We start from the raw sequence: 26,150 nt of genomic DNA, 5'->3' as shown, positions 1-26,150 counted from the left end.
TGGGGCCAATACTGGAATAGATAATATACATATGTCTGTTATCTTGACAGACGTTCTGCACAGGTGTATCATGCCCTTATCAAACGGGGAAGGGGAGCGGGCGTGTGAAACGGGAAAGGGAACGGACGGCGGAGCGGGAGGACCTGCGGCAGCGGAGGACCAAACAGTTTTTGGTGCACGCACTGCTGGCGCTGATGGAGGAGCGGCCGTTCCAGGAGCTGTCGGTGGTGGATATCTGTGAGCGGGCCATGGTCCACCGCACGACCTTTTACGCCCACTTTGAGGATAAGTATGCCCTCCTGCGCTATGCCATCGGAGAGCTCCAGCAGGAATTTGAGATGACGGAGGAGCAGGAGGGCCGCTGTACCGGCGAGCGGGACTACTTCCTGGCGGTATTCCGCAACGCGCTCACCTTCCTCAGGGACCACCGGAAACTCTACCTCTCCGGCATCACGGGGGGCGGAGCCGCGCTACAATTGCTGGAGGACGCGGTGGTGGAGAAGATGTGCGGCCGGGTGCGGACGATGGGAAGTAGGGGAGCCTCGGTACAGGACGAGCTCTCCGCCCGCTTCTGTGCCGGTGGGATCCTGTCCATGGTGCGCTGGTGGGCGGTGCAGGACGATCCAGTGGATGAGAGCTGCCTGGCGGAGTGCCTGGAGCGTTTTTTGCCTGAAGAGGGGGGAGTTCCATGCAAGAGAAGAGATCGGAAAATGTGATGACGAGGCTGTCGCGTTTCATCGTCGACAAGCGGAAAGCGTTTTTCATGGTGTTCCTGGTGGCGTCGGTGTTCTGCGTCGGCTCTATCGACAAGGTAGAGGTAAACGACGACATTACCTCCTATCTTCCGGCCGAGACCGAGACCCGCCGGGGCCTTGACCTGATGGAGCAGGAATTCATCACGCTGGCAAGCGCCGACGTCATGGTGGACAACATTACATACCAGCGGGCGGAGGCGCTCTCGGGGAAGCTGGCGGATATTCCGGGCGTCTCCGAGGTGGCTTTTGACGATACCAGCGACCATTATCGGGGCGCGGCCGCCCTCTTCTCCGTCACCTTCGACGGGGAGGCCGACGATCCGGCGGCGGAGGAGGCCGTCGAAAAGATCCGGACGATACTGGCGGACTATGACGCCTACCTCTCCACCGAGGTGGGACGGGACACCTCCGCCGATCTCCAGCGGGAGATGGGCATCATCCTCATGATCGCCGCCGTAGTCATTGTGGTGGTCCTCCTCTTCACCTCCAAGAGCTATATGGAGGTACCGGTCTACCTCATCGTTTTTGTGGTGGCCGCCATCCTCAACATGGGCACCAACTACTGGTTCGGCACCATCTCCTTCATCACAAACGCCATCGCCGTGGTACTCCAACTGGCCCTGGCCATCGACTATGCCATCATCTTCTGTCACCGCTACATGGAGGAGCGGGACAACGGCCTGGAGGCGCGGGAAGCCGATATCACCGCCCTCTCCAAGGCCATTGTAGAGATCTCCTCCTCCAGCCTCACCACCATATCCGGACTGGTGGCCCTGATGCTCATGCAGCTGCGGATTGGCTTTGATATGGGTATCGTTCTGGCCAAGGGCATCATATTTTCCATGATCTCTGTATTTCTCCTGATGCCTGGCCTGCTGATGCTCTTCAACCGGCCCATTGAGCGTACCCGCCACCGGAATCTGGTGCCCAAGATCGACTTCTGGGGCCGGGCGGTGGTGAAGCTCCGGTATGTACTCCCGCCGGTCTTTCTGGCGGTGGTGATCGCTTGTGTGTTCTTTTCCAACCGGTGTGAATATGTCTGTTCGGCCGACTCCGCGGATTTTGACAACAAGCCGGATTGGCAGATCGCCGACGAGAAGGTCCATGATACCTTTGGGGACAAGAACACCATCGCCGTGCTGGTCCCCAGGGGAGACTATGATAAGGAGGGGAAGGTCCTCCGCAGGGTGGAGGATCTGGACAATGTCACCGCCGCCACCGGCCTTGCCAACATCGAGGTGGAGGACGGGCGCTATCTCACGGACAGGATGACGCCCAGGCAGTTCGCGGAACTGGCCGGAGTGGATGTGGAGCTCTCCAGGCTCCTCTTCCAGGCTTATGGCCTTTCCAACGAGGAGTACGGCGCCGTCTTTCAGGACCCGGACGACTACGCCGTGCCTCTGGTGGATGTATTTGAGTTCCTCTGTGAGCAGAAGGACAAAGGCGTGGTAAAGCTCACCGACGACCAGGAGGAGAAGGTGGACGATCTCCAGGAGACCCTGGACCAGGGCCTGGAGCAGCTCCGGGGCGAGCACTGGTCCCGGCTGGTCTTTACCGCCGATGTGCCCGAGGAGGGGGAGGAGACCTATGCCCTGCTGGACCAGATCCGCGCCATCGCAGGCAGCTACTACGGAGATGATGTGGTGCTGGTGGGCAACTCCACCAACGCCCGGGACCTGTCGGAATCCTTCGGGCAGGACAATTTGAAGATCAGTGTCCTCACAGCCCTCTTCGTCATGGTGATCCTGCTGTTCACCTTCAAGTCCGCTGGGCTCCCTGTGCTGCTGGTGCTCACCATCCAGGGCTCTATCTGGATCAACTTCTCCTTTCCCTATCTCACAGGGACCAACCTGTTCTTCCTGAGTTACCTTGTGGTCTCCTCCATCCAGATGGGCGCCACCATTGACTACGCTATTGTAATAACAAATCGTTATATGGAATTGAAAAATTACTATAAGGACCGAAAACAGGCGGCTGTAGAGGCGCTGAGCCAGAGTTTTCCCACCATTCTCACCTCGGGCAGCGTCATGTCGGTGGCGGGGTTTCTCATTGCCGAGATCTCCACCGACGCCACCATCGGCTCCGTGGGGCTGGCTCTGGGCCGGGGCACCGTGACCTCCATCATTCTGGTCATGACGGTGCTGCCCCAGATGCTGATGCTGGGCGATGTGATCATCGAAAAGACCGCCATTACCCTCAACCGCAACCGGAAGCAGCGATTCCACAACGGCGTCATGCGGGTGGACGGACACCTCCGGGGACATGTCTCCGGCTTCGTGGACGGGGAGTTCAAGGGCGTCCTGCGGGGCAGTGTGGACGCCCTGATCGAGAGCAAGTATCAGGAGCTGGAGCTGGAAGACGAGGAGGAGAGCAGGCATGCGGAAAAGTAAACGGATCATTTCCCTCCTGACGGCGCTTTGCCTGACGTTGGGACTGTGCCCCGCCTCCGCCGCGGAGGGGCGGACGGTCTCCGTAGGTACGGCGCGGGAGCTGATCGCACTGTCTGAAAGCTGCACGCTGGACACCTGGAGCCAGGGGCTCACCGTAGAGCTCACGGCGGACATCGACCTGGGAAACGCCGCATTCCGGCCCATTCCCATCTTTTGCGGCGTCTTTGAGGGGAACGGACACCGCATCAGCGGCCTGCGGGTCACGGGCAAGGGGTCCGACCAGGGCCTGTTCCGCTACCTCAAAGAGGGGGCGGTGGTCCGGAATCTGGAGCTGGAAGGGGAGATCCTGCCGGAGGGCACCAAGAGCGGGCTGGGCCTGCTGTGCGGGCGGAACGAGGGCACGGTGACCGGAGTGACCGTCTCCGGTACGGTCTCCGGCGAGGAGGATGTGGGCGGTCTGGTGGGGGTCAACGAGGCCACCGGCGTGCTGCGGCAGTGTGAAAATCAGGCTCAGATCACCGGTGTGACCCACACCGGCGGCATTGCAGGGCGCAATGAGGGGACCATCGAAGCCTGCATCAACCGGGGCGCGATTGATCCGGACGCCAATGACGATGCCCAGGACACAGGCGGCATTGCGGGCCGCTCTTCCGGTACCATCACCGGCTCGGTCAATCACGGGGAGATCGGCTATCCTCACACCGGCTACAATGTGGGCGGTATCGCCGGGCGGCAGAACGGCAGTGTGGTGGGCTGTGAGAATTACGGCTCCATTTGGGGGCGCAAGGACGTGGGCGGTATCGTGGGACAGTTCGAGCCCTATACTGTCCTGACCTATGGGGAGGACCCCATGCAGAGACTGGACGACGAGCTCTCCCGGCTCTCCGGCCTCATGACCCGCCTCACCGACCAGATCAGCGGCTACAGCGGGGACGCCGTGGACGACCTGAAGGCCGTCAGCGGCGCCATGGACGCCATTCGGGAGACCGCCCATACCGCAGGGACCGACGGCAGGGAGGACGCCCAGGCGGCTGGAGAGGCGATCTACGACTCGGCTCAGATCATCAACGGGGCGCTGGGGACACTTCTGGACCAGACGGAGACCTTCGCCGCGGCGGCGGACCGGAATCTCACCGAGCTGGGCGACGCCATGGACGCGCTCCGTGACTGCCTGGACAAGGGCTTTACCGCTATGGACAGCGCGGCCTATGAGGCGCGGCTCACACTGGATGCCCAGGTCAGGGATATGGAAGTTCAGGCCGGATGCATCAGCGCGGCCATCGAGGAGATCGGCGCCTACTTTGACGCCCTGGATGGGGTGGTGCGGGCCGCGGGAAGTCTGCTGAACGGCGGCACACTGGAGGCGCTGGAGGACGCTGTGGAGGAGTTGAAGCGCCACGATGTGGAGCGTGCGCTGACCTCCATTGGGACATCGCTCCGGGAGATCAGCGGGGATGTGACCGCACTGCGGGAAAATCTGGGGGACGCCCTGGACGACTTCGGCGACGCGGCGGACGACACGTGGGAGGAGGCCGACGCGGCCCTGGATCGGGTGTCGGGGGCGGCGGACGGGCTCCAAAGCGCCTGCAAAGGGTTCAGCGACGCCGCCATTGGAGAGCTGCGCACCGTCAACAGCGCCGTGGATGCCATTGAGGATATGCTTCGGCAGTGGCTGGGGGCGCTGAGCGGAAAGGGTGGAAATGCGGCCGATCAGATCGACGAGCAGCTCCAATTGATTGGAGACCGGGTGGACCGGCTCACCGACGGCGCGGCCTCCGCCAACCGGGACCTCCACGATACCACCGGGGATATCCTCAGCCAACTGGACAGTGTCCGCTCTGCCATCACCGATCTGGGTTCCACGCCGGAAAAGACGGTGGATGATGTGTCCGACAGCGTGGAGCAGGAGGGGGAGCAGGGCAGGGTCATCTCCTGTGCTAACCACGGTGAAGTGACCGGCGACGCCAACGTGGGCGGTGTAGCCGGTATTCTGGCCACTGAGCTGGGCCTGGACCCGGAAGAGGACCTGGACATCCAGAACGACAAGCTCCTCTCGGACACCACTGCCTATATCAAAGCTACGGTACGGGACTGCCGCAACGCCGGCGCGGTCACAGCGAAAAACGACTGCGCCGGAGGGATCATCGGCCGGGGCGAGGTGGGCGCCGTGCTGGACTGTCGGAACACCGGGGATGTGGAGACCACCTCGGGAGGCCAGTGCGGCGGAGTGGCCGGACTCTCCCGCACGGTCATCCGCCGGAGCTATGCCCTGTGTTCCCTTACGGGAAACGACAAGGTGGGCGGCGTGGCCGGAGAGGGGCATGATATCCGGGAGTGCTATACCATGGTGTCTGTCGTCGGCGGTGGAGAACGGTTCGGGGCCGTGGCGGGCATGGCGGACGGCGAGGTGGAACGAAACTATTTTGTTCGGGAATCCCTGGCGGGCATCGATGGCGTGGACTATGCGGGAAAGGCGGAACCCATGGACTATGAGGACTTTGCCGCAGTGCCCGGTATGCCGGAGGAATTCCTGGGCTTCCGCATTACGTTTCTGGTGGATGGAGCGGCCATCAAGACCTTGGCGGTCCCCTACGGTGGAGATCTGGACCCGGAGTCCATTCCGGAGGTCCCGCGGAGGGAGGGCGTCTATGGGGCCTGGGAGGATTTCTCCCAGGAGAATATCACTCGCAGCCGGACGGTGGAGGCGGTGTACAGCGATTGGATCACCACGATTTCCACCGGAGAGGAACAGCCCGTGCTGCTGCTGGAGGGAGCGTTTGCCCCCGGAGCCAGGCTGGAGGCGGAGGACTGGACGCCGGGAGCGGGCAAACTTCTGGAGGGATATCGGTTGGCGGCCGGATATACCTTCTCGGTGGAGGACAGGGGGCAGGCGGAGCCCCAAGGCGGTTATACCGTCCGTGTCCGGGTCCCGGACGCCAAGGGGGAGGTGTGCGTGGCCGTCTGGCAGGACGGCGCGCTGCGGCTCGCGGAGGCCCGGCGAGAGGGGAGCTACCTCAGCTTTCCTATGGAGCGCGAGGGATCCTTTGCGGTGCTGACAAGGCCTGGCGTCCCCTCTCCCTGGCTCTTTGCGGCGTCCGCCGCGGTACTGGCAGCCCTGCTGGTGTTGCTCCGGCACAAAAAAAAGGACCGCAGCAAGGCGGCAGTATAGTATAAAGAAGGGTCTCCGCATCCCGGGAGATGGTCGCCGGGAGCGGAGGCCTTTTACAGCGGGAAAGGGCTTGCAAATAACCGCAGAATATACTATACTAAAACGGTCTGTTCGAGATTAGCACAATTGGTAGTGTGCCTGCCTTTTTGGGAGGATAGATACCCTATCCATTTTCCTGAAAGCGAAGACCCGGAAGCCTTTGGGACAGTAGCTTGCGGCGGAAATTCCCCAGTTGAAAAACTCTCGCAAAATCGGGCTTGACCACAGCGGCGCCCACAGACACGAAAAACTTGCTTTTTTCTTCTCCGCATGGTATCATGCAGGAAAAACTGAATATCCGGGTGTAGCGCAGTTGGTAGCGCGCTTGCTTTGGGAGCGTGAGGCCGGAGTTCGAGCCGCACTTTTCCAAAATCCCGGAAAGCTCTGGGACGCTAAGGCCGACGGGGTTTTGCCCCACGCCGGTAACTGGTCAAAAACCGGCGTTGACCCCATATTTGACCACAATCAGAAAACTTCATAACCGGGTGTAGCGCAGTTGGTAGCGCGCTTGCTTTGGGAGCAAGATGCCGGGAGTTCGAGTCTCCCCACTCGGACCAAAAAACCGCCTCAAAACTGATGTTTTGAGGCGGTTTTTGTAACTTTTTCGACAATAATATGTTTGGCGTTCTGCATAAATAAGGCCTCAAATGTGGTCAACTCACTTTTGCGGATTTGTTTTGGATTTTCGTTGTAAATATAGTTTCTTGTCCGTCTCCGCCACAATTCGTTCCGAAAGGAGGCAAAAGCAAACTGCACAATTTTTGAAACATGTGGTCATGACCACCCATTCACGATCAGTTCACGCGGCCGTAGCCTTATCTTTGTATCTTGCGTCGCAAAATCTGATAGGCCCATCGCGCTTCCTGGCCTTGTTCCTCTCGGCGGGGCCGTGTATAATGGCAGTTGGAAGCAGTGAAAGAAACGAGTAAGGAGCAGTGCCATGCGCATTCTCATGCTGGGCAACAGTTTTACATTCACCAATAACATGCCTCAGATGCTGGCTGAATTGACCGGGGCGGAGGTGGTCCACCACACCCGGGGCGGGGCACGGCTGTCGGAACAGCTGAACCCCAACACCAGGCTGGGCAGTCAGACCCAGGCGGCGCTTCAAAACGAGAAGTGGGACTATGTGGTGCTCCAAGAGATGAGCCACGGCCCCATCACCGCCCCTAAGAGTTTCTTCTCCAGCGTGGAGGGGCTCTGCCGGCAGATCCGGGCAAACGGAGCGGTCCCCATTTTGTTTGCTACATGGGCCTATCAAAGGGGCGGGGCCAAGCTGACGGACAAGGGCTGGGACTACGACGAGATGACCCAAAAGCTGTCCGAGGCCTACCACAAGGCGGCACAGGAAAATAACGCCCTGATCGCCGATGTGGGCCGGCGGTTTTATGAATGGTCCGTTCCTCAGGACCTCTATGCCGCCGACGGCGTCCACCCCAGTGAGTTGGGTTCCCATATTGCAGCGGAGACCGTTGCGGCAGTGATCCGGCAGTGGGAGGAGGGTGTGCAATGACGGCAGAGGCAAAATCCTGCCGCAAAAAGTGGAAGATAGCCGTCAGTATTTTGCTGGCGGTCCTGATTCTGCTGGCGGGCGGCTTTTTCTGGTATGTGTCCGACTACTACCAGGCGGAGGACGTGGCTCTGGAGGTACTGGCAAGCGGAGATCATCTGGAGGTTCGGGATGATCTGACCATCCTCTCCCTGTCCTATCCCACGGACACCGCGATCATCTTCTACCCCGGGGCCAAGGTGGAGGCCGCCGCCTATCTGCCCCTGTTGAACCAGCTCCGGCAGACCGGCCTCACCTGCATTCTGGTGGAGATGCCCTTCCACCTGGCCATCTTCGACGTGAATGCGGCAGAGGATGTGATGGCCCAGTTCCCGGATATCCAGCACTGGTACATCGCCGGCCACTCCATGGGCGGGGCCATGGCCTCCCAGTTCGCTTCGGAGTACCCGGACGAGGTGGACGGCCTGCTTTTGCTGGGAGCCTATCTCTACGGCGACTATCCGCCTGCCGATACCCTCACCGTCTATGGCTCCCTGAACCAGAGTGTGGAGGACAAGATCGACTACACAGAGAACGTGGTGGAAATTGAGGGCGGCAACCACGCCCAGTTCGGCAACTACGGGCCGCAGAAAGGAGATCTGCCCGCCACGATCTCGGCGGAGGAACAACAGGCCCAGACGGTGGAGGCTATCTCGGATTTTATTGCCCAACGCCAGAAGTGAAAGAGTTTCCTTCAAAAAAGGTAATTTCATGGCGATATCACCCTGGGCGACAAGTTTGACTCTGATAGTTTATACGCGGAGGAAGATATAAAATGGCGATTTTTTATTTCTCAGACGTATTAAGAAAAGTAGGGCTGGATCCCTCAAAAGTTAAATTAATTCGTCATGCACTGACAGATCGTGGATTTCGAGAGTGTTATAAAGCAAATGTGGTATATGAATATACCTGTCATCAGAAATCTGGATTCAGCAAAGGGTACGATTATTGGGTGACCTTTATAAGCGACCAGGGGACTCTCTGTAAGCTGGATTCCTGCTATAAAGTAGGTGCTGCTGTTCCGGATACGCCCGATATGATCCCGAAGGGTATCCCGGAAATTGAGGCCAGAAAATTCCAGGGCAAGAACGCATATTTTCATCTCGAACCCCTCGATTTGCTGAAAGAATATGAGGGCAGACTGATCATCGATTGGGGGAAGTCTGCGCGCATGTGGCATCAGAAGGGAACGACCGAAAAGCCTGTTGTGGCAATTCAGGCAGATGAAAAGAAAGTCTTTTCCGGCTTTGAAAATCTGATCCTTACATATGATGAACTGAAGGAAATCGTTGAAAATCCAACCGTTTATGAGGCGTGGCACACAGCGCTGTCCTCCGTCAACGCCATTTATCTCATCGTTGACCGGGAGACGGGAAAGCAGTATGTGGGATCGGCTTATGGAAAAGATGGACTGCTGGGGCGGTGGGCCTGCTATGTGGATTCCCTGCACGGCAATAATAAGCTGATGAAGGAACTGATTTGCGCCTACCCCGAACGTTACCACGATTTCCAGTTCTCCATTTTGCAGATATTGCCCAAAACTGTGACAGATGATGAGGTCATCCGGACAGAGAGCCTATATAAAAAGAAATTGCTCACGATTCCTTTTGGAATGAACGACAATTGAATATCGGGAGATGCGTCTATGACAGAAGATTTGTTTTTGGACTGGGCGATCAAATTGCTGGAGCAAATCGAGACTTCTGAGGAAAAGAAGCTTTGGTGCCGCCGTTATTCCGTGTATTCCCGTAGTCCTGGGCAGAAAACACTCTCTCGCGATTTACATGATTTTGTAGACAGAACCTACCAGGCGGGATTGGTGATCCAGAATTATCACGAGGTGATCCAAAAGTGGGGCCTCGAGGAGCGGAATATCGCGATTGCCCCTCCGGGATGGCTGGAGATGCAGCCCTATTTGTGTGTATTGGCCTGTATCGCATGGCATTTCCGCAGAGACCATTTTTGCGAGGGTTCCCTGATCAGTCAAAGCATCGCGGAAGGGGTCCTGTTACGCCTGTTTCGTCGGCTCAAAGCGCTCTGTCCCACATCGGTTCCCGCCGTCACACTACAAGAACTCTGTTGTAACGATTGTCATTCTGTCCCTGAGGTGCCAGGAGTCTATTGGGTATTTGCGCCTGAGGGAATGGCAATCCGTTTCTCGGAACAGGAGTACCGCCCTAAGGCTAAAATCTATCCTGCGAAAAAGCTTCAGGAGAAATATGAGGGATGTGCCGACCAAAGTATCCTGTATATTGGAAAAGCGGAAGGAAAGCGTGGCCTGCGGCAGAGACTGAGGCAGTATATGGACTACGGACTGGGAAGAGGAAATATCCACGCAGGCGGACGTGCTGTCTGGCAGATCTCGGACTGCGGACTTTTGCTGCTTGCTTACGAAGCCTGTGAAAACCCAGGAGAACGGGAACGACAATTGCTGCAGGAATACCGAGAGAAAAACGGCTCCTATCCACTGGCAAACTGGCGGGGATGAGAGAGGGAAAGCAAGAAATGACCTTGAGAAAAGAGGTTGGCATCACATTGTGATGCCAACCTCTTTTGAACGTTCAGAATGCCGATATGACTTTCAAAATCCCGACAGGTCTACGCCCAGGAGGACGAGGGCGATGCCGGCCAGGATCCAGGGCAGAAAGATGACCGGAAGCAGGAGCAGCCCTTTGTGGTTTTCGTAGTGGTACTCCTCACAGGAGAACAGCTTGTCAGGATCATCGACATAATAGAGATACAGGTACAGGGGCGGTGTCGATGGATGCTTGAAATAGGCGGTATACTGCCGCTCCTTGCCGTCGATCGTGTAGTGGTAGGTAGCGTGCCAATCATAGCGGGATACTTCACCGGAGGGGTGCTTGTCCGCCAGAGACGCTTTGATGACGTGGTCCCTGCTCTTTGCGATGTCCCGTTTCCGTTCCCAGCTGACGCCGTGGGACACCTTTTTGTAGAGCGGCACCGCGATGGCATAGCCGCCGATCAGGACGGCGAATACGATTGCCCATTTGAGCCAGTTGACAGGATCGTCGGTAAACATCGTGATGAGAGCCTCTTGGATACTCAATTTCAGCACCTCCCCCGGCATCTCCTGTGCTCATCATACGATATTTGGCGGCGCTCCGCAAGGCAGAATGATACTTTTGATGATGCATTATAAAATTTGATAAGATAGGCAGGCCGTCTTTTTACGCCGCCCGCCCCAGCATTCCCCGCATCATCTCATACCACTTAGCCGCAGTATGCCTCGTCACCCCGGCGCCCCTGGCAATAGCTCGATAGCTGGTCACGTCGGGGTGGAACTTCATGAACAACCAGATTTTCTTCTGCGTTTTGGTGAGCTTATCCGGCGGAGTGATGCCCCGCATTTTGTCCCGTAGGGCCTGCCGCTCTGCGTTCATCTGCTGAATCAGCACCTTCAGCTTCGCTTCGCATTCCTCCTGGGTATGAGCGTAGACGCATTTAGAGTGCTTGGTGCCGTCCGGCCAGGTGGGGGAGTAGCGCCCCTCAAACAGGTGGTCATTGATTTGAGAGATGCACCCGGTGCCGGGCTTTCGGGTCTTTCTCAGCACCGGCTGGAAATCTTCGACTGAACCCTGCTCTGCCTGCTCAGGGCTCCCCAACACCTCGTTGCCCAGCCCCCGGTCGATCTTGGCCGCCGCCTCGGTCTGCATATCCCCGGTGACATGGGTGTAGATGTCCAGGGTGGTGGCCGCCGACACATGGCCCAGCATGGCGGAGAGGGTCTTCACATCCATGCCGTTCTCCAGCGACAGGGTGGCAAAGGTATGGCGTAAATCGTGAAATCTGATTCTCTTACACCCGGCCCGCTCCAGAATGATCTGGAGCCGTCGGCGCACCGCCCCTGGCGTCATGGGCATATCCTCTTTGACCGGTGAGGGGAACATCCACCGGGAGTCCACCGTCTCCCGGTATTGCCGCAGCACCTCCACCACGCCGGGCGGCAGGACCAGCCTGCGGATGGAGGCGCGGGTTTTGGGGATGCTCACCTGGAGCCGCCCCTTCACCTCGTAGACCTGCTTGTTCACGGTCAGGGTCCCGGTCTTGAAGTCCAGGTCGTCCCACTGGAGGGCCAGCAGTTCGCCCCGCCGCAGGCCGGTGCATAAGTCCAGAAGAAACAGTTCGAAATAACCTTCTGCCTGGGCCTGGATGAGGAACCGCTGGAGCTCCTCCCGGCCCAATACCTGCATCTCCCGGCCCCGCTTGGGCGGCAACTTGCAGCCCACCGCCGGGTTGGTGCGGATGAGCCCCTCCTGCACCGCCTTCTCCAGCGCGGACCGGCAGGCGGCGTGAAGGCCGCGCACCATGGAGTCGGACAGCCCCTTGCCGAACTGCTCCGTGCGGATGAGCCGCCCGCCCGTCTTCATCCGGGCATAGAACTGCTGGAGGTCTTTCTGTGCCAGCTGGTTCAGGGGGATCTTCCCCAGCTCCGGAATGATGTGCTGATAGATCTTCGCTTCGTAGTTGGCCTGGGTGGTGGGACGGATCTGGGGTTTTACATAGTTTTGATACCAGAAGTCCAGCCACTCCCCGAAGGGCATCTCCGGCCGGACCTTCTCCGTTTTGGAGCCGGTCACCGTCTCCCGGAGCTGTTTCAGCTTCTCCTGGCACTCCCGCTTCGTTTTGGCCAGGACGTTTTTTGTCCTGGGCAGGCCCTTCTCGTCGTAGCTGATGACCACCCGCCCCTCCCAGCGGCCGTCCTTCCGCTGGCGGACAGAGCCCTCGCCCTTTTTCCGCCGCTTACCCATGGTATGCACCTCCTTCCGGCCTGTGTTTCTGCCACGGTTTCAGGTCTTTCCCCAGGAGATCTTCCAGGAAACCGCCCACGATGTGGCTGGCCTCCTGCTGCATGTCCGGCGTCACATGGGTGTAGGTGTCCAGGGTAAAGCTGGCACTGGTATGGCCCAGGATGCCGGACAGAGTCTTGGCGTCCACGCCGCTGGTGAGGGCGTGGGTGGCAAAAGTGTGCCTTAAATCGTGGAATCGGATCGCAGGCAGGCCCGCCTCTCTTAAGATCCGCTTCATCCAGTAGTAGGCGGCGCTGGGGCGTACCGGCTTCTCCGGGGCCAGAGGTTCCGGGAAGATCCACTGGCTGACGGCGTGCTGTTTCCGCTCCCGCAGCCGCTGGACGGTACTGGGCGGCAGGCGGATGGTCCGCCGGCCCTGGCTGGTCTTCGTCTCGCCGATCTCCAGCTCCCCGGCCTTGGGGACATTCACCGACCGAAGGACCTTCAGCGTCCCGGCCTTCTCATCGAAGTCCTGCCACATGAGGCCGCAGATCTCGCCCCGGCGGAGACCGGTGGTCAGCTCCGTGTAGAAGAAGTCCCGCCAGATCTCGTTGCGTTCCACTGCAGCCAGAAATGTCTCCATCTGCTCCTTCGTGAGGATCTGCTTGGGCTTATAGCTGGCCTTGGGCACCACGGCCCCGTCAGTGGGGTTCCGGGCGATCACATGGGCAGCCTCCGCGTCCTTCAGGCACCGGTGGAGCATGGCGTGGATGCGGAGCACCATGGTGTCCGACAGCTCATGCCCGTGTTCCGGGTGCTCGCGGACACGGCCCTCGTGTTTCAGCTTGCGGTACAGCTTCTGGATGTCCATGCGGGTCACCCGGGACACGATCTTATCCCCCAGATAGGGCTTGATGTAGCACCGGATGAATTGCTCGTAGCTGCGTAGGGTGTTGGGGCGCAGGGTGGCCACGCCGTAGTCCTCCATCCACCGGTCCAGCCACTCTCCCAGAGTCATGCGGCTGTCCTCGGTGAGCTCCACATCCTGAAAGGCCTCCAGGTCCCGGTGGAGCTTGTCCAGCAGTTCCTTCTGGGTTTTGGCCAGGACATACCGGAAGATGGGCTCGCCGTTTTGTTTGTGGCCCACCACGATGCGGCCCTCCCAGCGGCCGTCCTCCCGCTTTCGGACCATGCCGTCGCCGGACGGCCTGCGTTTTGCCATAGGCTATCCCTCCTTGTTTGGGTCGAGCAGACTGCCGTCGTCCTCGTCCAGGGCCTCCAGGATCATGCGCACTCCCAGCCGGAAACCCAGGATGAAGTTCTCCAGGGCCATGGTGCTGCCGATCTCATTCTCTGCGTTGATGAGCCGGAGCAGCAGCGCTTTTTCTTTGTCCTCCAGCAGGGCGGTGAGTTTCTCCTCGCACTCTGCTGACTGTTCCATAGCCTTTTTCAGGGCAGTCCCCGATTTGACAATTTGATCATTGGGGGTGATGTTTCCAAAGTATAGATTTTCCAGTGTGTCGCGCATGTGTGCCGCCTCCTTTGTCAGCAACACACAATACCCGAACTTCCTTCCAATAGCTACCCCCAACTGCAACTATTTTCAGAAAGTTATCATCTGCGGGCAGGATTTTATCTTTGTATTGCGGTCCAGATTTTGATATGCCTGCCATAGAAAAAACCGCCTGCATCTCTGCAGACGGTTCCGGTGACAAATCGTTTCTCCCTATGGAGAAGATTGTCTCTATTCGTTTGTTTCGTCGTCCTGCACATCTCCAAAGAGGATGCGAAGATAATCCCGGCGGCCGTAGAGCACACGATCCACATAGACATCGTTGTCAAGAACTCGGTAAAAAGTGAGGTAACTGCCGGTCACCAGGAAACGATAGTCACTCTCGACATCGGCAATCGAGGACAGGGACGCGCCAATCAGACTGTGCTCCCGCAATCTGCGGATGTCCTTTGTGATGTTCCGTACCGTGGAGATCGCTACGCTGGGATTTTCCAAATTCTTTGCGATATAGGACTTGATCCCGTCCAAATCAGCCTGCGCCTCGTCGGATAAATGCAGGTTATTCATCTGCGATTCCGAGATGTTTTTCTACGGCCTCCAGCGTCAACCAGCCCTTTTCCTCCCCGGACTTGCGGCCCTTGGCCAGCTCGTTCATCAGCCGGAGGGTGGCCTGTGTCCGCTCATAGTCCTGCATGTCCACGATGGCGTAGCGGCCCCGGCCATTCTTCGTCAGAAAAACCGGAGCGCCAACTGCCACGTCATGCAGAACCTCCGTGTAATTACGCAGATCAGAGATGGGTTTGATGTTCGGCATGGTATTCAGCCCCTTTCTTGCCCTTAGTATACCTCGATCTGCTGTAAAATTCAACAGCATTTTTTACTGCGGTTTCGTTGGCGATTGCTACCACCCCATGGTCATGCCGCCCATGTCCTGCCGGGGAGTTTCCTCATGGTCATCCGGCTTGTGGCCCATGGCGATCTTCTTTTCCTGGATCTTCCGCCGCAGCTTTCGGTCCACCCGCTGTCCCACCGGGGCGGCGGGCGGCACCGAGTTGTCACGAAAGATCTGACTCAGATGGTGGAGCAGTCGGGTGGCCGCCAGGAACACATTGGGCCTGCGCACCTGATCGAAGTGCTCCAGAAAGAAGTCGGCGTACTCATTTCCCTGTTCCGCCGATTCATAGAAATACGCCCAGGCCCGCTCCCGATCCTGTTTGACGCCCTGCCCAGTGAGGTACAGTTTTCCAAGAGCGTACTGGGCGTACTGGTTTCCATGTTCGGCGGAGTCGGTGAGATAGGCCACCGCCTTTTGCACGTCTTTCGGAACATCTTTCCCCTCCAGATACAGCTTTCCCAGGCGGTAGGCGGCGCAGGTGTTCTCCTGCGCCGCCGCTTTTCCATACCAGGATACCGCCTCATTCGTTCGATTTTGGCCTTGCAGGAACTTTCCCAGTGCGTATTGGGCGAAGTCATATCCCGCGTCCGCCGCCCGCTGAAACCACAGTTCCGCCTGCTCGTCATCGGGGAGAACGCCCCGACCATCCCGCCAGCACTTGCCCAGCTGGTAGGCGGCCAGGGGGAAACCTCTCTGCCAGAGTTGTTCCAGCACCTGTACCTGCTCCGCTTTTTCCTCCTCTGGATTTTCGTACTCCTCCAGCACCTCCTTGGCGCTCTGGTAGACCTCGGCCATCCGCCAGCTGGAGTTCCAGGCGAAGCACACCGCATCCTGATCCTCGTCCACTTCATCTTTCATGCTGGCATCCTCGAAGGTAAATGTGCCAAGCCGGAGCCGCTCCGCCTCCCGGATGACCATATTCTTGATGGCTTTGAATTCTTCTTGCTGTGAGAGCGGCAGGTATTCTCTGGGTGAATCCTTGTAGTAACGCTCCAGCTCATCTCGAAGCTGATTCCACTGCTCATAGCACTGGGCCACCTCCGGGATCTTGGCCAACTCATCCACGATGGCGTCCACCTGGGCCTTCACCGGCTTTTTCAGGTAGCCGTAGACCTTTTTCCCTTTGTGGCACTCCAGCATCCCGGCCAGCGTCTCCATCTGCTCCATGATAATCGAACTGTGGCACAGGCCCGTCTCCATCTCCCGGATGAGCCGCCCCATGGCCTCCGTCGCCGCGTCCCGCACTTGGCTGTAGGACAGATCTTTTTGCTGATACAGGGACAGCAGCTCGTCCCGGAAGATCTCATTGGACAGCTGGGAGCGCATCTTCTCGATACCCTTTTCTGTTAGAAATCCTTGCTTTGGGTCCGCCGACCAGACCATCATGTGGATGTGGGGATGGTGTTTCTCATCGTGGAAGGCGGCACACCAACGAAAATTGCTTGGCGGAATTTTCATCGCTGTCGCCAATTCTGCTTGATGAGCCAGCAATAACCTGCGCCAGCTCTCACCGTTTTCATAGCCCAGCCGGTGGGCATCCTCCCGTTTCAGAGAGTAGACAAAGGTCCACACCGGTCCGGTATGTCCGTTGATCTCCTCCATGGTTTTCTCCAGATCGGCGGGACCGTCGGCGGAGAACAGTCCGTGGGAGCGGGGACGCTGGGCCATATATTCCAGGTATCCGCCGCCGTCATGGGAGGGGGGCGGAGCCTCGATCAGCTCCACACCCTCCCGGGTGGCGATGTACTCGGCGTAGTGACTGCCGCCGTTTCCCGGCTTGATGTAGCCCGACTTCTGGATTAGTCCCGGCATCACTCAGCCCCCTTTTGGTAACGGACCGTGTCTTCGAAGCTGATCTCACCGTTGGTCTCCTTTACCTCTTTGACACAGCGGACGCGAGCTTTCCGCAGCTGATCCGGGTCGATCTCTATGTCGGCAGCCAGGATATTTCCCATGAGGTTTTGGTCCACCGACAGCTTAAACAGCAGGTGTCCCATTCGGTTTCCCAGGGCCCCCAGCTTGCCTTCCAGCACATCGGCGAGAACCCGGGGCAGGTAAGCATCGGCAGATTCCGTGTCCAGGTAACCGGAGTAGAATCGGATGGCCTTCTCAATAAATTCGTTTTTGGTCGTACAGTTGTCCCTCTGGTAGTGGGACTCCACCTGATCCCACACATCGTCGTCCATCCAAACGGTGTGCCGGTGTCTATTTTCATCCATCGTCAAATCCCTCCAAACTCTATCGTAGCGTCAGCGAGTATCCCTCAACAGCGGGGATATTCGCCTGTTTTTCCGAAAACAGCGTCAATCGCAGTTTTGGCGACCCGGAAAAGCGTCAGCCCCCGTCCCCTGAAACCGCCCGCACTGCGGGCGGTTGTGACCGCCCAGGCGCCATAAAAGCGCCAAGGCTTTCTCCTGCTTTTCCTTTCGTCCTCCGTAAATCAGTTATGGGGCGGCAAATTCCCCGGATAGGCCTCCTCCACAGAGGTGGAACAACGGGCCAAATCCGCCCCGAAACCGCCGGGAGGGGCAGGGTCCCTGCCTCTCCCGTAATCGGGGCACACAGCCCCTCACAGGCCGTTACTCAGGGAAAACCGCTTGCTGCAGAGGACGGCGTACTGCGACAGAAAGATCCGGCAGTATTCCTCCGGGCCGGACACCAGATGCCGGCGCATCATTTCGCCGCACTGAAACATCTGGAACACCGCATTTCGATAGCAGGCCTTGATCTCCTCACGGCACTCCCTCGCAAAAATTCTTTGTTCATCTGTCAGGGTTCCACGGTTCTCATCGCAGAGGAACAGAGCCACTCCATCTTCGTCGATAGACTCCTCATGCGTACGGTTCCACCGGTTGACAATGTACCGCCGCACGTCTATGGTGCGCCGTGCTGACAGAGACGGATCCTGCTCGATCAGGCAGTCGATCATCTGCATCAGCATCCGGATGCACACTCCTTTCTCTCCAGCGCCGCCATGCGCCGCTCCACTCTCTGTCGTTCCAGAGCCAGGTCAGCCGCGTGGAGCTGCCGCGCATAGAACTGTTCAATGGACATCTGGATGGGCAGGATGTAGTAACGCAGACAGCCATTGAGGGTGCGGCCGTCCCGGGTGGTGACGGTGGTGCGCTCCGTCCGGATCAGACCGCGATCCTCCAGTTCGGTCACATACTTGCGCACCGTGTTGACGCTCATCCCCACAGCCTCTCCGATGGTCCGGTAGCTGACCACGCACTGGTAGGTCCTCCGATCCTCCCGGTGGAGGAGAAATCCGTAGACTGCGATCGCCCCGGCGGACAGTCCCAGGGAGAAGATCTCGTTGGGGAGGGGGAAGTAGTTCTTGATGGGGTCCCGCTTGGGCCAGTGCTGTTTTCTCATTTCGCACCTCCCGACTGTCCCTCCGCCCACAGGATGAACTTCTCTTTCGGAACTACCATACGGCTCCCCACCCGCAGCGTGGGGAAACCGGGATCGTTGAGCAGCTCGTAGGCAGTGGAGATGGACACGCCCAGTACCTGCGCCACCATCTTGGCGTTGAGGAACAGGGGCAGGTCGTCGTAGGATTTGTAGACAGACAGTTTCAATGCTTAGTACCTCCGGTGTTTCAAATTCAGAGAAAAAATTTCTTGCGTTTCGGAGGTCTCTCTGTTAAACTGGGACACAGATCAGGCTGTGTTTTCCGAAACGCGGCAGGCCGCTGAACTGTTGCAGCAGTTCAGCGGTTTTTTTACAGGGTCTGTCTTTTCCCTTTCTGGTTTTCTGGGTTTGGCCATGCACCATACCGGTTCCTGCCCTGCGGCCTTGTTTGACCAACACAGCGTTTTCTTCCCCTTGGCACGCTCAATTGTCGGTGCTCTGCGACAACGTCCTGGCGCTGCTTCCCCGGAGAGTATCGTCTCTGGTGATGGGTATTCGGTTTTCAAGGTGCCGTTCCGAATGTTGGGGACCAATTCCCCGTTGACAATCGGATTTGCGGGTGTTAGACTATTGTAAGATTATTTTGACAGTTCCCTGCGAGAGTATTGTAGCATGTGAACCTACCCCCTTGTCAAGACTATTTTATAATTTTTTTACGATTGTCTATTTTGGAGGGCGCCGACATGTGGTATGCCAAGATGTACTTCTCTGAGAAAAAAGAGGTTTTCCAATTTGATAGCCACGGGGTCCAGGGCGTTCCCTCGACCTACAAGGAATTCCCGTTCCTGGAGAGCCTGCTGTCTTTTCTGGAGACCGACTGTAAGGAGCTGGAGCCCCTGCTGCAGCGGGCTTATGAGAATTGGTCCCTTCTGATCGACAGGGATGATAGAGATGCTGGGGTCCGTACCTTGATGGACCTGGGTGACCTTGGGAGCCGGCACATCTACCTGAATCTTCTGTATGTGCGCTGGTTTGAGCGGTTTGGACGCATGGGGATCACCCAGGACCGGGGAAGCAGGGAGGATCAGCAGATGCTGGAGGAGCTGCAGGGCATCCCGGAACAGCTCCCGCTTTATCAGCAGCAGGTACAGCGTTTCTTTGATCTCGTTCTGGATGTGGACAAGGCGGGGCGGGATCCCCAGCAGCAGGCATCGGCCCACTATCTCTACGATGCCCCCAAGGATCCGTCTCTGTTCACCTTCCGGCCTATCCCCCTCAGCTTTGAACCGGTGGAGCCGGGACGGTGCTCGCCGGTTCTGTATCCCCTCCACATTTCGGACATGATCGACTACTCCCTGCGTAGCTGTGTGGAGCGCGGCATTACCGTCCGACGGTGCAAGAACTGCGGACGCTGGTTCCCCCAGACCGGTCGGGTCAGCGCGGAGTACTGTGAGCGCCCGGTGGCCTCTGATCAGCAGACCTGCCGGGAGGCCGGGGCCTTCCAGCAGTGGACCAAGAAACAGTCCGACGATCCGGTGTTTAAGGCCTACCGCAAGGAATACAAGAAGCGCTTTGCCTGGATTAAGGCCGGCCGTATCACCGACGAGCAGTTCTATGCCTGGAGCGAGCAGGCCAGAGAGATGAAAAAGAAATGCGACCGGGAGGTCATCACCTTGGACGAGTTCAAGGACTGGCTGGGGAAACCGTGAGGACGAATCGGCAGAAAATGAGCAACGGGACGCGCCTTTAGGCGCGTCCCGTGTATTCTTTGTATCGGCGATGCAGTTTTTGCATGGGTCACATGTGCTTAGGCTCCCTATTTCCGAGTCTACGACTCCGTCTCATAGGGCCAGGTGTTGATGCCGCCGAATTCGTAGATATTGGTGTAGCCCAGTTCCGCCAAGGCAGAGGATGCTGTCTTACTGCGATTCCCGCTACGGCAGTAGACCAGAACGGTAGAATCCTTTTCGGGGATCACCTCGGCGGCGGTGTCTTCGTCGATGGTCCCCACTGGCAACAATACTGCGCCAGGGATATGGCCGCTGTCGTACTCATCCTGCTCCCGCACATCCAGGATGATGACTTCCTGGGTGTCCATCATCTCTTTGGCCTCCTCCTGGGTGATTTGCTGGTATCCATCCGCGGAGTTTCCGCCGCACCCAGTCAACCGCAGAAGAGATAAGAGTACAGGCAGAATTCGTTCCATTTGAGTTCCTCCAGAAGTCCGGCGGCAAAGGTTTTGTGCCCCTGCTCCGTAAAGTGGACGCCGTCATAGGCCAAGGGGATGTCCCAGTTTCCGGAATCGGCAAAACGAATACCCATTCGTTCCGCAAGGGTCTGACAGAGCCGGGCAAAGGTGCGGGAGTCATCAATGAGCTTCGCACTGGGCACCCATGCTCCCAGAGTAACTGGCGGTGGTGCGATCAGCAAAATCTTGTTTTGATCCAGGGAGAGTCCTGAGAGAAATCGCTCCAATCTCTCAGCGGACTTCTCAGGACTTCGTCCCTGGAGTAAATCATTGGTCCCAAGCATGACAATCAGCAGATCTGTGTCAGTAGGGAAGGCGGGAGCCGCAGACGGGATCTCCCGGCCATTCTGGCCCATGTTGGAGATTATCCATCCGGTCGCCGTAGCCAGGATGTCCACCCACCGGCTGTCCGCGTCATAGCGGTCGCCCAGATAGGAGCGTGGATCGTAGCCGTAGGTGTTGGAGTCACCGAAACAGATGACGTTCATTCTCATTCATTTCCTTCTTATGTACAGGAATATTGGATTTTTCACTCTAATAGGTTTCTAAATACACCTTTTTTCGCGCCTTCACTATTTGTACTTTTTTGCCTAACTCAAGGTTTAGTTCGGCATTATCATTTTTGAGAATCACTTCTTGATCGGTTTTTAACAGTATAGGCAAACCCAATGATTCAAGTATTCGATTTAGTTCAGATACATCTATAATCCAACACCAGTCCTTGCGATTATTTTTGCCCGGAATTGGCACGCTACGAAATGACAGATACTCACCAGTTTCTTTTTTGTTAAACAGAACAGGAAGTGAAGTGTCTTCCTGACGAATCAAATTGATTGTCTGAAACGGCTTTCTTCCACGGTACTCCAAGTACAATTTATATAAATAGAAAACATAGTCGTGGGTCAGTCGACAAACACGTCTTAGGTCAAAAGATACCGTTTCAGATGTTTTTTGACAAACTTGATATAGAAAATCCGATTATCCGCATAAATACAGCATTTAAGGGCTGTTCATCACTTGAAAAAATAAGTGTTTTACCACGAATTTACCATAATTGAATATGAGTCTTGATATGACGAAATATAAAGGGAGATTGCACGTATAATAAAACCGCGTATCTCCCTTTAACAAACTATCTAAAGTTTTCTACATTTATAACTCTGGAAAAACAATCGCACAAATTCATGTTGTGAGTGACCATGATTATAGTAATGCCCTTTTCATTTAATTCTTTCAAAAGTTTCATCACTATCAATTCGTTCTCTTTATCAAGTCCAGAAGTTGGTTCATCAGCTAATATAATCTGACTTCCTTGCAAAATCAATTTAATAATTGCAATTCGCTGTTGCTCTCCACCGCTTAACTGATATACTTTTTTGTTAAGCATGTCACTTAGCTCAAATTGCTTTAAATACTTATTGATTAGTTTCAGTTTTTCTTCTTTTTTTACTTTTTTATATTCAAGAGCTAATTTTAAATTCCACAACACGCTTTCATCTTCTATTAGTCCATAATTTTGAAATAGATAGCCTATTGTATATCTTCTCAAAATCATAGCATTTTTACCGTTCATGGACAAATTTTTATGACTATCAATAGTGATTGTTCCCTCGGATATATCAGTAATCAATCCTATTATATTTAAAAGTGTCGTTTTACCTGCCCCGCTTTTCCCTACAAGCCCCACAAATTCGCCTTTTTCTATTTCTAAAGATAAATTTTCAAATAGAACCTGATTTTTCCCATATTCTTTTTTGACGTTCTTTAATGTAATCAATGACATACTTATGCCCCCTTTTCAATCTCATATAAAGCGTTTGAGATATAAATTCTATAAAGCAATTCGCAGAATATGTAGTCAATAAGTATAATCGCAAAAAGGCAAGCAAAATAATAATTTATAGCAGTTAATACGCCTGATATAATTATTTCGATTCCCCAAAAAATATACCGATTTTTCAGTGTCCTAAAATGAGAGAATCCTAAAATCTCTTTTGCCGCATATCTCTTTCGATTTACAAAAATGTCCACATAATTTGAAATATACAAAATAAACAGTAAAGACACTATAAAGACAATCGTAAACATAGTGAGTGTTTTAAGAACGAATGTCACATTTTCAAGTTGCATTAAATAAGGTGTAAGTAATGTTCCAGCTGTAACTAATTGCTCTAAATCATATTCTGATAACAAAGAAGAAAAATCTTCTCTTGACTCCATTTGAAAAAATAAACACCTTGTATTTAAAGAATCCAAATAGTAAAGTCCTGCAAAATTGCCCGTATCAACAATGATAACAGGATTAGCCATATCCGAAAAACCATTTTCTGTATTGACTTTTATCGTAGAATCATCGTCTATATAAACAACATTAAATTTATCAATAGTTTTTTCTTCTCCCGGTATTCCATAAAATTGATTGTAATTCATCAATCGGAAATATTCTTGCTTAATATATTCGCTAATAGAATTTTCATCATTCTTATATTTATGTGGAACTAATACTGTTGGTTCACTAAATATATCTTCTCCCAATGGTTTTCCACTGAGCTGGATATTTGAAAATTCATTCAGATAATTTCTATTTGCAATAACAAGCTGTTGTTCATAATAGGGGCGTGATGTCTGCAAACCACCGTCTGTCCTAAAATCACATAGTAGTGAATGGTTATGATTATACATCTCTAATGTTTGTTCAGAATATTTTTCTAATATGTCTGTGTTTGCTAACGCATAATCATACTCCGATGAATTAAAACCATTAGCGGTATAATATCCGTCCAGATACTTATAATCTAAAACAGCTTGTTGGCTTTGTCTAAATGAGTTCCCCTGATTCAGCAATGAAATAATAGTGATAGCGATTATTACCGAAAAAATTATTTTTATAGCCTGAACTACAATATTTGTGCCGCTATTTAAAGTCTTATTTTTTATCATTGCCTCTAAAGAAACAAACTTAATTAAAATACTTGTAATTAAAACACAAAGTATATTTATAGCTAAAACACCAATAAAGAACAGTACACTTGTTGCTAAATAAGAAAAATCATATCTGTTTGTTAATGCGTAATATAAATTTAGCAAGAACAGTAATACTAAACATATTACAGCAAAATATTTTATTACACTGGTAATTTGCTCCTTTAAAATATGTATAGTAGAAAAGCCCATGCTTTTTTTAATACCTATTTTTTTCAAACTATAAGACGTATAAATACAGTATATGATTTGAAGTACAATAAATAAGATTACAAAATTCAGAAGATTCAATTCTAATACCATACTATACGGAATAGCGTCATTTTCAAAGTTATTTATTGCGACGGACAGTTGAGAAGCTATCTCTTTAATTGCGTTAGCTGGTAAATCTGTATAGAATACACCAACACTATCTAAAAAATCTTCCTTTTGCAATTCATGATATTGAAACAAAATAGAGGAAGATATAGGCTGTTTTTGTGTAAACTCATTTAATGGATAGCAATATAAATCATAAACAGATTTATCTGTGGAAGTGAGCGTATTGTTAATGAGTTCTAATTTATTTTGAGAATATTCTTCTGTAAATATTGTATAAAATTTGTCGAGAATTTCTGGCGATGTTTCTTCTAAAACATACCCTTTTAAATTCTCAGTAGCAATGTTATTCTTTTCATAAATGTTGTAAATAGAAGTATTAAAAATATATGCAAAGAGTATGACTTCAAGGAAAATAAAAATCTTTAAAAATTTTTTCATAACATACGCCCCTTTCTTTGAAGAAATGTATAAAATATGGCGGGACAAATAGCCCCGCCCTAGGTGTTTGAACTATTTTACTTAATATGGATAATAATCATAATAAGATGTTTCGTTCGCCCACCAAACTCTCTTTGCATCTTTGTAAGCGTAGTTTGACTTGAATCCACTGGTATATGTATCTCCGCCGACCTTTACAGTTGCCTTTACCATGTAGTTGCGACTAATACCTGCTTTACGCCCAATTTCGGAATATACAATGGTGTCTGTTTGCCCTCCATTGTAGTACAAATCTCCACCCGCTACATCAATAGCCCACGCTGTAAGTGGAGCGCCGACAACCATAACTGCTGCTACAAGACCAACTACTTTCGTTCTCAACTTCTTTGCTCTCATTCGATAAACCTCCTTTCTCTTTTTTACTTTTTGATAGTTTTATGTCACGTACTGTTTTTACTAACCTCAACATGACATATATTTCATTAAATGTCAAGTTATTTTTGTTTCTATTTTATATATGACCTCTTTGTTGCTATCATATTTTGTGCATAATGCACAAAATCAAAGTGCCAATATTAGTGCTTTCCACGATTGTACTTTTACAATGAAAAGACGAAGTACCTGTGATAAATTCATTGCTCTAAAATTATTAGAGAAACTATACAATATAGCTATCCTTTTTTCTCTTGTCTGCCATAAACAGAAAAGAAAAAGCCCTGTCAAGAGCCTGCCACTTCTTTAGAAGTGGTGCTTGCACTCTTGATCTGGGCTTTTTGTTTGCTGTATCTTTTTGCAAGAGGAAAAAGGCTACTCGTCCCCGTTGTCAAAATGGCTGTCCTTTAAGACTTCCCGCAACAGCTCCATATCTTCTTTTGAGTTGGGATTTATCCTCTTTACAACCTGATAAGGTGTACCGTACTTGTGTCCGTCTGTGCTTTCCCCGAACATATCCATGCTGTATAAATCATCATAACGGTCTAATACTTTCTGAAATTTCAAGTGCTGGATAAATGTTTTGATAGGGTAAAGGTCGGACGCTTGTATGTCCTCTCCCTTGATATAGTCTGTGATGTATTTCCGCAACTGCTCCAACTCATACTCTAGCCATTCTTCTTCACTGTCAAAGAAGTTATCATAGTGTCCGTGTTTCAGTTCTGCATTTAGGCGTTCTTCCGTCCGTAAAAACTTGCATACCTCTTTTTCCGCCTGTTGGACAAACTTCCATTCTCCCGACAACAATTCATTCGGTGTTACTTCCAGTACGTCCATTATCTTTTCCAGCGTGTCAAAGGTGGGATAGTTTACCCCTCGTTCAATCTTAGAAAGGCTCTGCATATTGATACCGATGGCGTCCGCAAGCTCCTGCTGTTTCATTTTCCTGTGTTTTCTTATGGTCTGTATGTTCTCCCCTAAAAAATTTATTTTCTTTGTGTCATGCTCCATAACTTCTTATATCTTTTCCTTTCCCGGCTTTTTCGTTCCTTTATAAGCCTATCATACTTATTATAGCCGAAAAAGTCAAGAAAAAGTTCTTGACAAGTAATTCTAACGGCGTTATTATCATGGAGGATATAGTGATTAAGCACAATGAGGTCAATCACACGCTTGAGTAGGCATAGAAAAGAGTTATTTTCGCTTTGATAGCATGAATAGGCATGGACTATCCGACCGAAAACGGTGTTTCTTCCTGTGCCTGCCCCGTTTAGCCACGAGCCTCCCAAAGGCTCGTGAGCGTTAAGAACGGGGCTG

The 26,150-nt window shown here is 53.5% G+C and carries 26 protein-coding genes and 1 tRNA gene; 10 read left to right on the top strand and 17 right to left on the bottom strand.

All coding sequences use genetic code 11. The annotated features are described in order from the left end of the window. Positions 1–104 precede the first annotated feature (104 nt). The 9 genes from ABUA09_RS06590 (at position 105) to ABUA09_RS06550 (ending at position 10,390) form a co-directional block, all read left to right on the top strand. The gene (locus tag ABUA09_RS06590) at positions 105–716 is read left to right on the top strand and encodes a TetR/AcrR family transcriptional regulator (protein WP_349949224.1); all 612 of its coding nucleotides are present in this window, start codon (positions 105–107) and stop codon (positions 714–716) included. Continuing rightward, entirely contained in the window at positions 689–3,145 is a 2,457-nt protein-coding gene (locus ABUA09_RS06585; RefSeq protein ID WP_349949223.1) for an efflux RND transporter permease subunit, read from the top strand. Before ABUA09_RS06590 ends, ABUA09_RS06585 begins: the two co-directional genes overlap by 28 nt. Continuing rightward, positions 3,132–6,314, top strand: coding sequence for a peptidase (locus ABUA09_RS06580; RefSeq protein ID WP_279202948.1), 3,183 nt, complete (start codon positions 3,132–3,134; stop codon positions 6,312–6,314). Before ABUA09_RS06585 ends, ABUA09_RS06580 begins: the two co-directional genes overlap by 14 nt. Positions 6,315–6,546: 232 nt before the next feature. Then, the gene (locus ABUA09_RS06575) at positions 6,547–6,834 is read left to right on the top strand and encodes a hypothetical protein (RefSeq protein ID WP_349949222.1); all 288 of its coding nucleotides are present in this window, start codon (positions 6,547–6,549) and stop codon (positions 6,832–6,834) included. Beyond that, positions 6,835–6,910: transfer RNA gene (locus tag ABUA09_RS06570), tRNA-Pro, on the top strand. 383 nt (positions 6,911–7,293) lie between these two features. After that, entirely contained in the window at positions 7,294–7,866 is a 573-nt protein-coding gene (locus ABUA09_RS06565; RefSeq protein ID WP_009260460.1) for an SGNH/GDSL hydrolase family protein, read from the top strand. After that, complete coding sequence (locus ABUA09_RS06560; RefSeq protein WP_009260459.1) at positions 7,863–8,585, top strand: alpha/beta fold hydrolase; 723 nt, start codon at positions 7,863–7,865, stop codon at positions 8,583–8,585. The genes ABUA09_RS06565 and ABUA09_RS06560 overlap by 4 nt, the downstream gene beginning before the upstream one ends. 92 nt (positions 8,586–8,677) lie before the next feature. Continuing rightward, the gene (locus ABUA09_RS06555) at positions 8,678–9,529 is read left to right on the top strand and encodes a GIY-YIG nuclease family protein (RefSeq protein WP_009260458.1); all 852 of its coding nucleotides are present in this window, start codon (positions 8,678–8,680) and stop codon (positions 9,527–9,529) included. Between the two features lie 18 nt (positions 9,530–9,547). Continuing rightward, positions 9,548–10,390 carry a DUF6508 domain-containing protein gene (locus ABUA09_RS06550; protein WP_009260457.1) on the top strand — a complete coding sequence of 281 codons (843 nt, stop codon included), beginning with the start codon at positions 9,548–9,550 and terminating at the stop codon, positions 10,388–10,390. A 93-nt stretch (positions 10,391–10,483) separates the two neighbouring features. Here ABUA09_RS06550 and ABUA09_RS06545 read toward each other — a convergent pair whose 3' ends face one another. The 11 genes from ABUA09_RS06545 to ABUA09_RS06495 form a co-directional block, all read right to left on the bottom strand. Beyond that, complete coding sequence (locus ABUA09_RS06545) at positions 10,484–10,978, bottom strand: hypothetical protein (protein ID WP_225123427.1); 495 nt, start codon at positions 10,976–10,978, stop codon at positions 10,484–10,486. Between the two features lie 112 nt (positions 10,979–11,090). Beyond that, a complete protein-coding gene (locus ABUA09_RS06540; protein WP_009260455.1) occupies positions 11,091–12,671 on the bottom strand; it encodes a tyrosine-type recombinase/integrase in 1,581 nt (526 codons plus the stop codon). Further along, positions 12,664–13,872 (bottom strand): tyrosine-type recombinase/integrase, encoded by a 1,209-nt coding sequence (locus ABUA09_RS06535; protein WP_009260454.1) that lies wholly within the window; start codon positions 13,870–13,872, stop codon positions 12,664–12,666. Before ABUA09_RS06535 ends, ABUA09_RS06540 begins: the two co-directional genes overlap by 8 nt. 3 nt (positions 13,873–13,875) lie before the next feature. Beyond that, positions 13,876–14,178 carry a DUF6809 family protein gene (locus tag ABUA09_RS06530; RefSeq protein ID WP_009260453.1) on the bottom strand — a complete coding sequence of 101 codons (303 nt, stop codon included), beginning with the start codon at positions 14,176–14,178 and terminating at the stop codon, positions 13,876–13,878. Between the two features lie 216 nt (positions 14,179–14,394). After that, a complete protein-coding gene (locus ABUA09_RS06525; RefSeq protein WP_009260452.1) occupies positions 14,395–14,730 on the bottom strand; it encodes a type II toxin-antitoxin system RelE/ParE family toxin in 336 nt (111 codons plus the stop codon). Next, on the bottom strand, positions 14,723–14,977 hold the full coding sequence (locus ABUA09_RS06520) for a type II toxin-antitoxin system prevent-host-death family antitoxin (protein WP_009260451.1): 255 nt from the start codon (positions 14,975–14,977) through the stop codon (positions 14,723–14,725). Before ABUA09_RS06520 ends, ABUA09_RS06525 begins: the two co-directional genes overlap by 8 nt. An 87-nt stretch (positions 14,978–15,064) precedes the next feature. Continuing rightward, complete coding sequence (gene mobP3 / locus ABUA09_RS06515; protein ID WP_024723266.1) at positions 15,065–16,870, bottom strand: MobP3 family relaxase; 1,806 nt, start codon at positions 16,868–16,870, stop codon at positions 15,065–15,067. Continuing rightward, positions 16,870–17,277 carry a hypothetical protein gene (locus ABUA09_RS06510; RefSeq protein WP_009260449.1) on the bottom strand — a complete coding sequence of 136 codons (408 nt, stop codon included), beginning with the start codon at positions 17,275–17,277 and terminating at the stop codon, positions 16,870–16,872. Before ABUA09_RS06510 ends, mobP3 begins: the two co-directional genes overlap by 1 nt. Before the next feature lie 350 nt (positions 17,278–17,627). Then, positions 17,628–17,999 carry a hypothetical protein gene (locus ABUA09_RS06505; protein WP_009260448.1) on the bottom strand — a complete coding sequence of 124 codons (372 nt, stop codon included), beginning with the start codon at positions 17,997–17,999 and terminating at the stop codon, positions 17,628–17,630. After that, complete coding sequence (locus tag ABUA09_RS06500) at positions 17,993–18,433, bottom strand: helix-turn-helix domain-containing protein (protein ID WP_009260447.1); 441 nt, start codon at positions 18,431–18,433, stop codon at positions 17,993–17,995. The genes ABUA09_RS06505 and ABUA09_RS06500 overlap by 7 nt, the downstream gene beginning before the upstream one ends. Further along, complete coding sequence (locus tag ABUA09_RS06495) at positions 18,430–18,639, bottom strand: helix-turn-helix domain-containing protein (protein ID WP_009260446.1); 210 nt, start codon at positions 18,637–18,639, stop codon at positions 18,430–18,432. The genes ABUA09_RS06500 and ABUA09_RS06495 overlap by 4 nt, the downstream gene beginning before the upstream one ends. A gap of 516 nt (positions 18,640–19,155) precedes the next feature. Between ABUA09_RS06495 and ABUA09_RS06490 the strand changes: the two genes are divergently transcribed. Beyond that, positions 19,156–20,121 (top strand): DUF6076 domain-containing protein, encoded by a 966-nt coding sequence (locus tag ABUA09_RS06490; protein ID WP_009260445.1) that lies wholly within the window; start codon positions 19,156–19,158, stop codon positions 20,119–20,121. Positions 20,122–20,240: 119 nt separating this feature from the next. Here the strand turns inward: ABUA09_RS06490 and ABUA09_RS06485 are convergent, their stop codons facing one another. From ABUA09_RS06485 to ABUA09_RS06460, 6 genes are all read right to left on the bottom strand, one after another. Next, positions 20,241–20,618: a rhodanese-like domain-containing protein gene (locus ABUA09_RS06485; RefSeq protein WP_349949221.1), complete on the bottom strand. Its 378-nt coding sequence runs from the start codon at positions 20,616–20,618 to the stop codon at positions 20,241–20,243. Beyond that, a complete protein-coding gene (locus ABUA09_RS06480; protein WP_349949220.1) occupies positions 20,576–21,154 on the bottom strand; it encodes a GDSL-type esterase/lipase family protein in 579 nt (192 codons plus the stop codon). Before ABUA09_RS06480 ends, ABUA09_RS06485 begins: the two co-directional genes overlap by 43 nt. A 638-nt stretch (positions 21,155–21,792) precedes the next feature. After that, positions 21,793–22,443 (bottom strand): ATP-binding cassette domain-containing protein, encoded by a 651-nt coding sequence (locus ABUA09_RS06475; protein ID WP_009243732.1) that lies wholly within the window; start codon positions 22,441–22,443, stop codon positions 21,793–21,795. Between the two features lie 2 nt (positions 22,444–22,445). Next, complete coding sequence (locus ABUA09_RS06470) at positions 22,446–24,401, bottom strand: bacteriocin-associated integral membrane family protein (RefSeq protein WP_101629281.1); 1,956 nt, start codon at positions 24,399–24,401, stop codon at positions 22,446–22,448. Positions 24,402–24,482: 81 nt separating this feature from the next. Continuing rightward, positions 24,483–24,797: a hypothetical protein gene (locus ABUA09_RS06465; protein ID WP_009243730.1), complete on the bottom strand. Its 315-nt coding sequence runs from the start codon at positions 24,795–24,797 to the stop codon at positions 24,483–24,485. A 411-nt stretch (positions 24,798–25,208) separates the two neighbouring features. Beyond that, positions 25,209–25,844 carry a helix-turn-helix domain-containing protein gene (locus tag ABUA09_RS06460; protein WP_101629280.1) on the bottom strand — a complete coding sequence of 212 codons (636 nt, stop codon included), beginning with the start codon at positions 25,842–25,844 and terminating at the stop codon, positions 25,209–25,211. Positions 25,845–26,150 lie beyond the last annotated feature (306 nt).

The organism is Intestinimonas sp. RTP31139st1_F5_RTP31139_211217 (assembly GCF_040226735.1).
GTDB lineage: Bacteria > Bacillota > Clostridia > Oscillospirales > Oscillospiraceae > Intestinimonas > Intestinimonas butyriciproducens.
This window is presented reverse-complemented; position numbering and strand designations above follow the sequence as displayed.

Excerpts from the sequence above, each read along its gene's own strand:
- ABUA09_RS06585 (WP_349949223.1), top strand. The coding sequence starts at position 689 with ATGCAAGAGAAGAGATCGGAAAATGTGATGACGAGGCTGTCGCGTTTC.
- ABUA09_RS06580 (WP_279202948.1), top strand. The coding sequence starts at position 3,132 with ATGCGGAAAAGTAAACGGATCATTTCCCTCCTGACGGCGCTTTGCCTG.
- ABUA09_RS06565 (WP_009260460.1), top strand. The coding sequence starts at position 7,294 with ATGCGCATTCTCATGCTGGGCAACAGTTTTACATTCACCAATAACATG.
- ABUA09_RS06560 (WP_009260459.1), top strand. The coding sequence starts at position 7,863 with ATGACGGCAGAGGCAAAATCCTGCCGCAAAAAGTGGAAGATAGCCGTC.
- ABUA09_RS06555 (WP_009260458.1), top strand. The coding sequence starts at position 8,678 with ATGGCGATTTTTTATTTCTCAGACGTATTAAGAAAAGTAGGGCTGGAT.
- ABUA09_RS06550 (WP_009260457.1), top strand. The coding sequence starts at position 9,548 with ATGACAGAAGATTTGTTTTTGGACTGGGCGATCAAATTGCTGGAGCAA.
- ABUA09_RS06540 (WP_009260455.1), bottom strand. The coding sequence starts at position 12,671 with ATGGGTAAGCGGCGGAAAAAGGGCGAGGGCTCTGTCCGCCAGCGGAAG.
- ABUA09_RS06535 (WP_009260454.1), bottom strand. The coding sequence starts at position 13,872 with ATGGCAAAACGCAGGCCGTCCGGCGACGGCATGGTCCGAAAGCGGGAG.
- ABUA09_RS06530 (WP_009260453.1), bottom strand. The coding sequence starts at position 14,178 with ATGCGCGACACACTGGAAAATCTATACTTTGGAAACATCACCCCCAAT.
- ABUA09_RS06525 (WP_009260452.1), bottom strand. The coding sequence starts at position 14,730 with ATGAATAACCTGCATTTATCCGACGAGGCGCAGGCTGATTTGGACGGG.
- ABUA09_RS06520 (WP_009260451.1), bottom strand. The coding sequence starts at position 14,977 with ATGCCGAACATCAAACCCATCTCTGATCTGCGTAATTACACGGAGGTT.
- mobP3 (WP_024723266.1), bottom strand. The coding sequence starts at position 16,870 with ATGCCGGGACTAATCCAGAAGTCGGGCTACATCAAGCCGGGAAACGGC.
- ABUA09_RS06510 (WP_009260449.1), bottom strand. The coding sequence starts at position 17,277 with ATGGATGAAAATAGACACCGGCACACCGTTTGGATGGACGACGATGTG.
- ABUA09_RS06505 (WP_009260448.1), bottom strand. The coding sequence starts at position 17,999 with ATGCTGATGCAGATGATCGACTGCCTGATCGAGCAGGATCCGTCTCTG.
- ABUA09_RS06500 (WP_009260447.1), bottom strand. The coding sequence starts at position 18,433 with ATGAGAAAACAGCACTGGCCCAAGCGGGACCCCATCAAGAACTACTTC.
- ABUA09_RS06490 (WP_009260445.1), top strand. The coding sequence starts at position 19,156 with ATGTGGTATGCCAAGATGTACTTCTCTGAGAAAAAAGAGGTTTTCCAA.
- ABUA09_RS06485 (WP_349949221.1), bottom strand. The coding sequence starts at position 20,618 with ATGGAACGAATTCTGCCTGTACTCTTATCTCTTCTGCGGTTGACTGGG.
- ABUA09_RS06480 (WP_349949220.1), bottom strand. The coding sequence starts at position 21,154 with ATGAGAATGAACGTCATCTGTTTCGGTGACTCCAACACCTACGGCTAC.
- ABUA09_RS06475 (WP_009243732.1), bottom strand. The coding sequence starts at position 22,443 with ATGTCATTGATTACATTAAAGAACGTCAAAAAAGAATATGGGAAAAAT.
- ABUA09_RS06470 (WP_101629281.1), bottom strand. The coding sequence starts at position 24,401 with ATGAAAAAATTTTTAAAGATTTTTATTTTCCTTGAAGTCATACTCTTT.
- ABUA09_RS06465 (WP_009243730.1), bottom strand. The coding sequence starts at position 24,797 with ATGAGAGCAAAGAAGTTGAGAACGAAAGTAGTTGGTCTTGTAGCAGCA.
- ABUA09_RS06460 (WP_101629280.1), bottom strand. The coding sequence starts at position 25,844 with ATGGAGCATGACACAAAGAAAATAAATTTTTTAGGGGAGAACATACAG.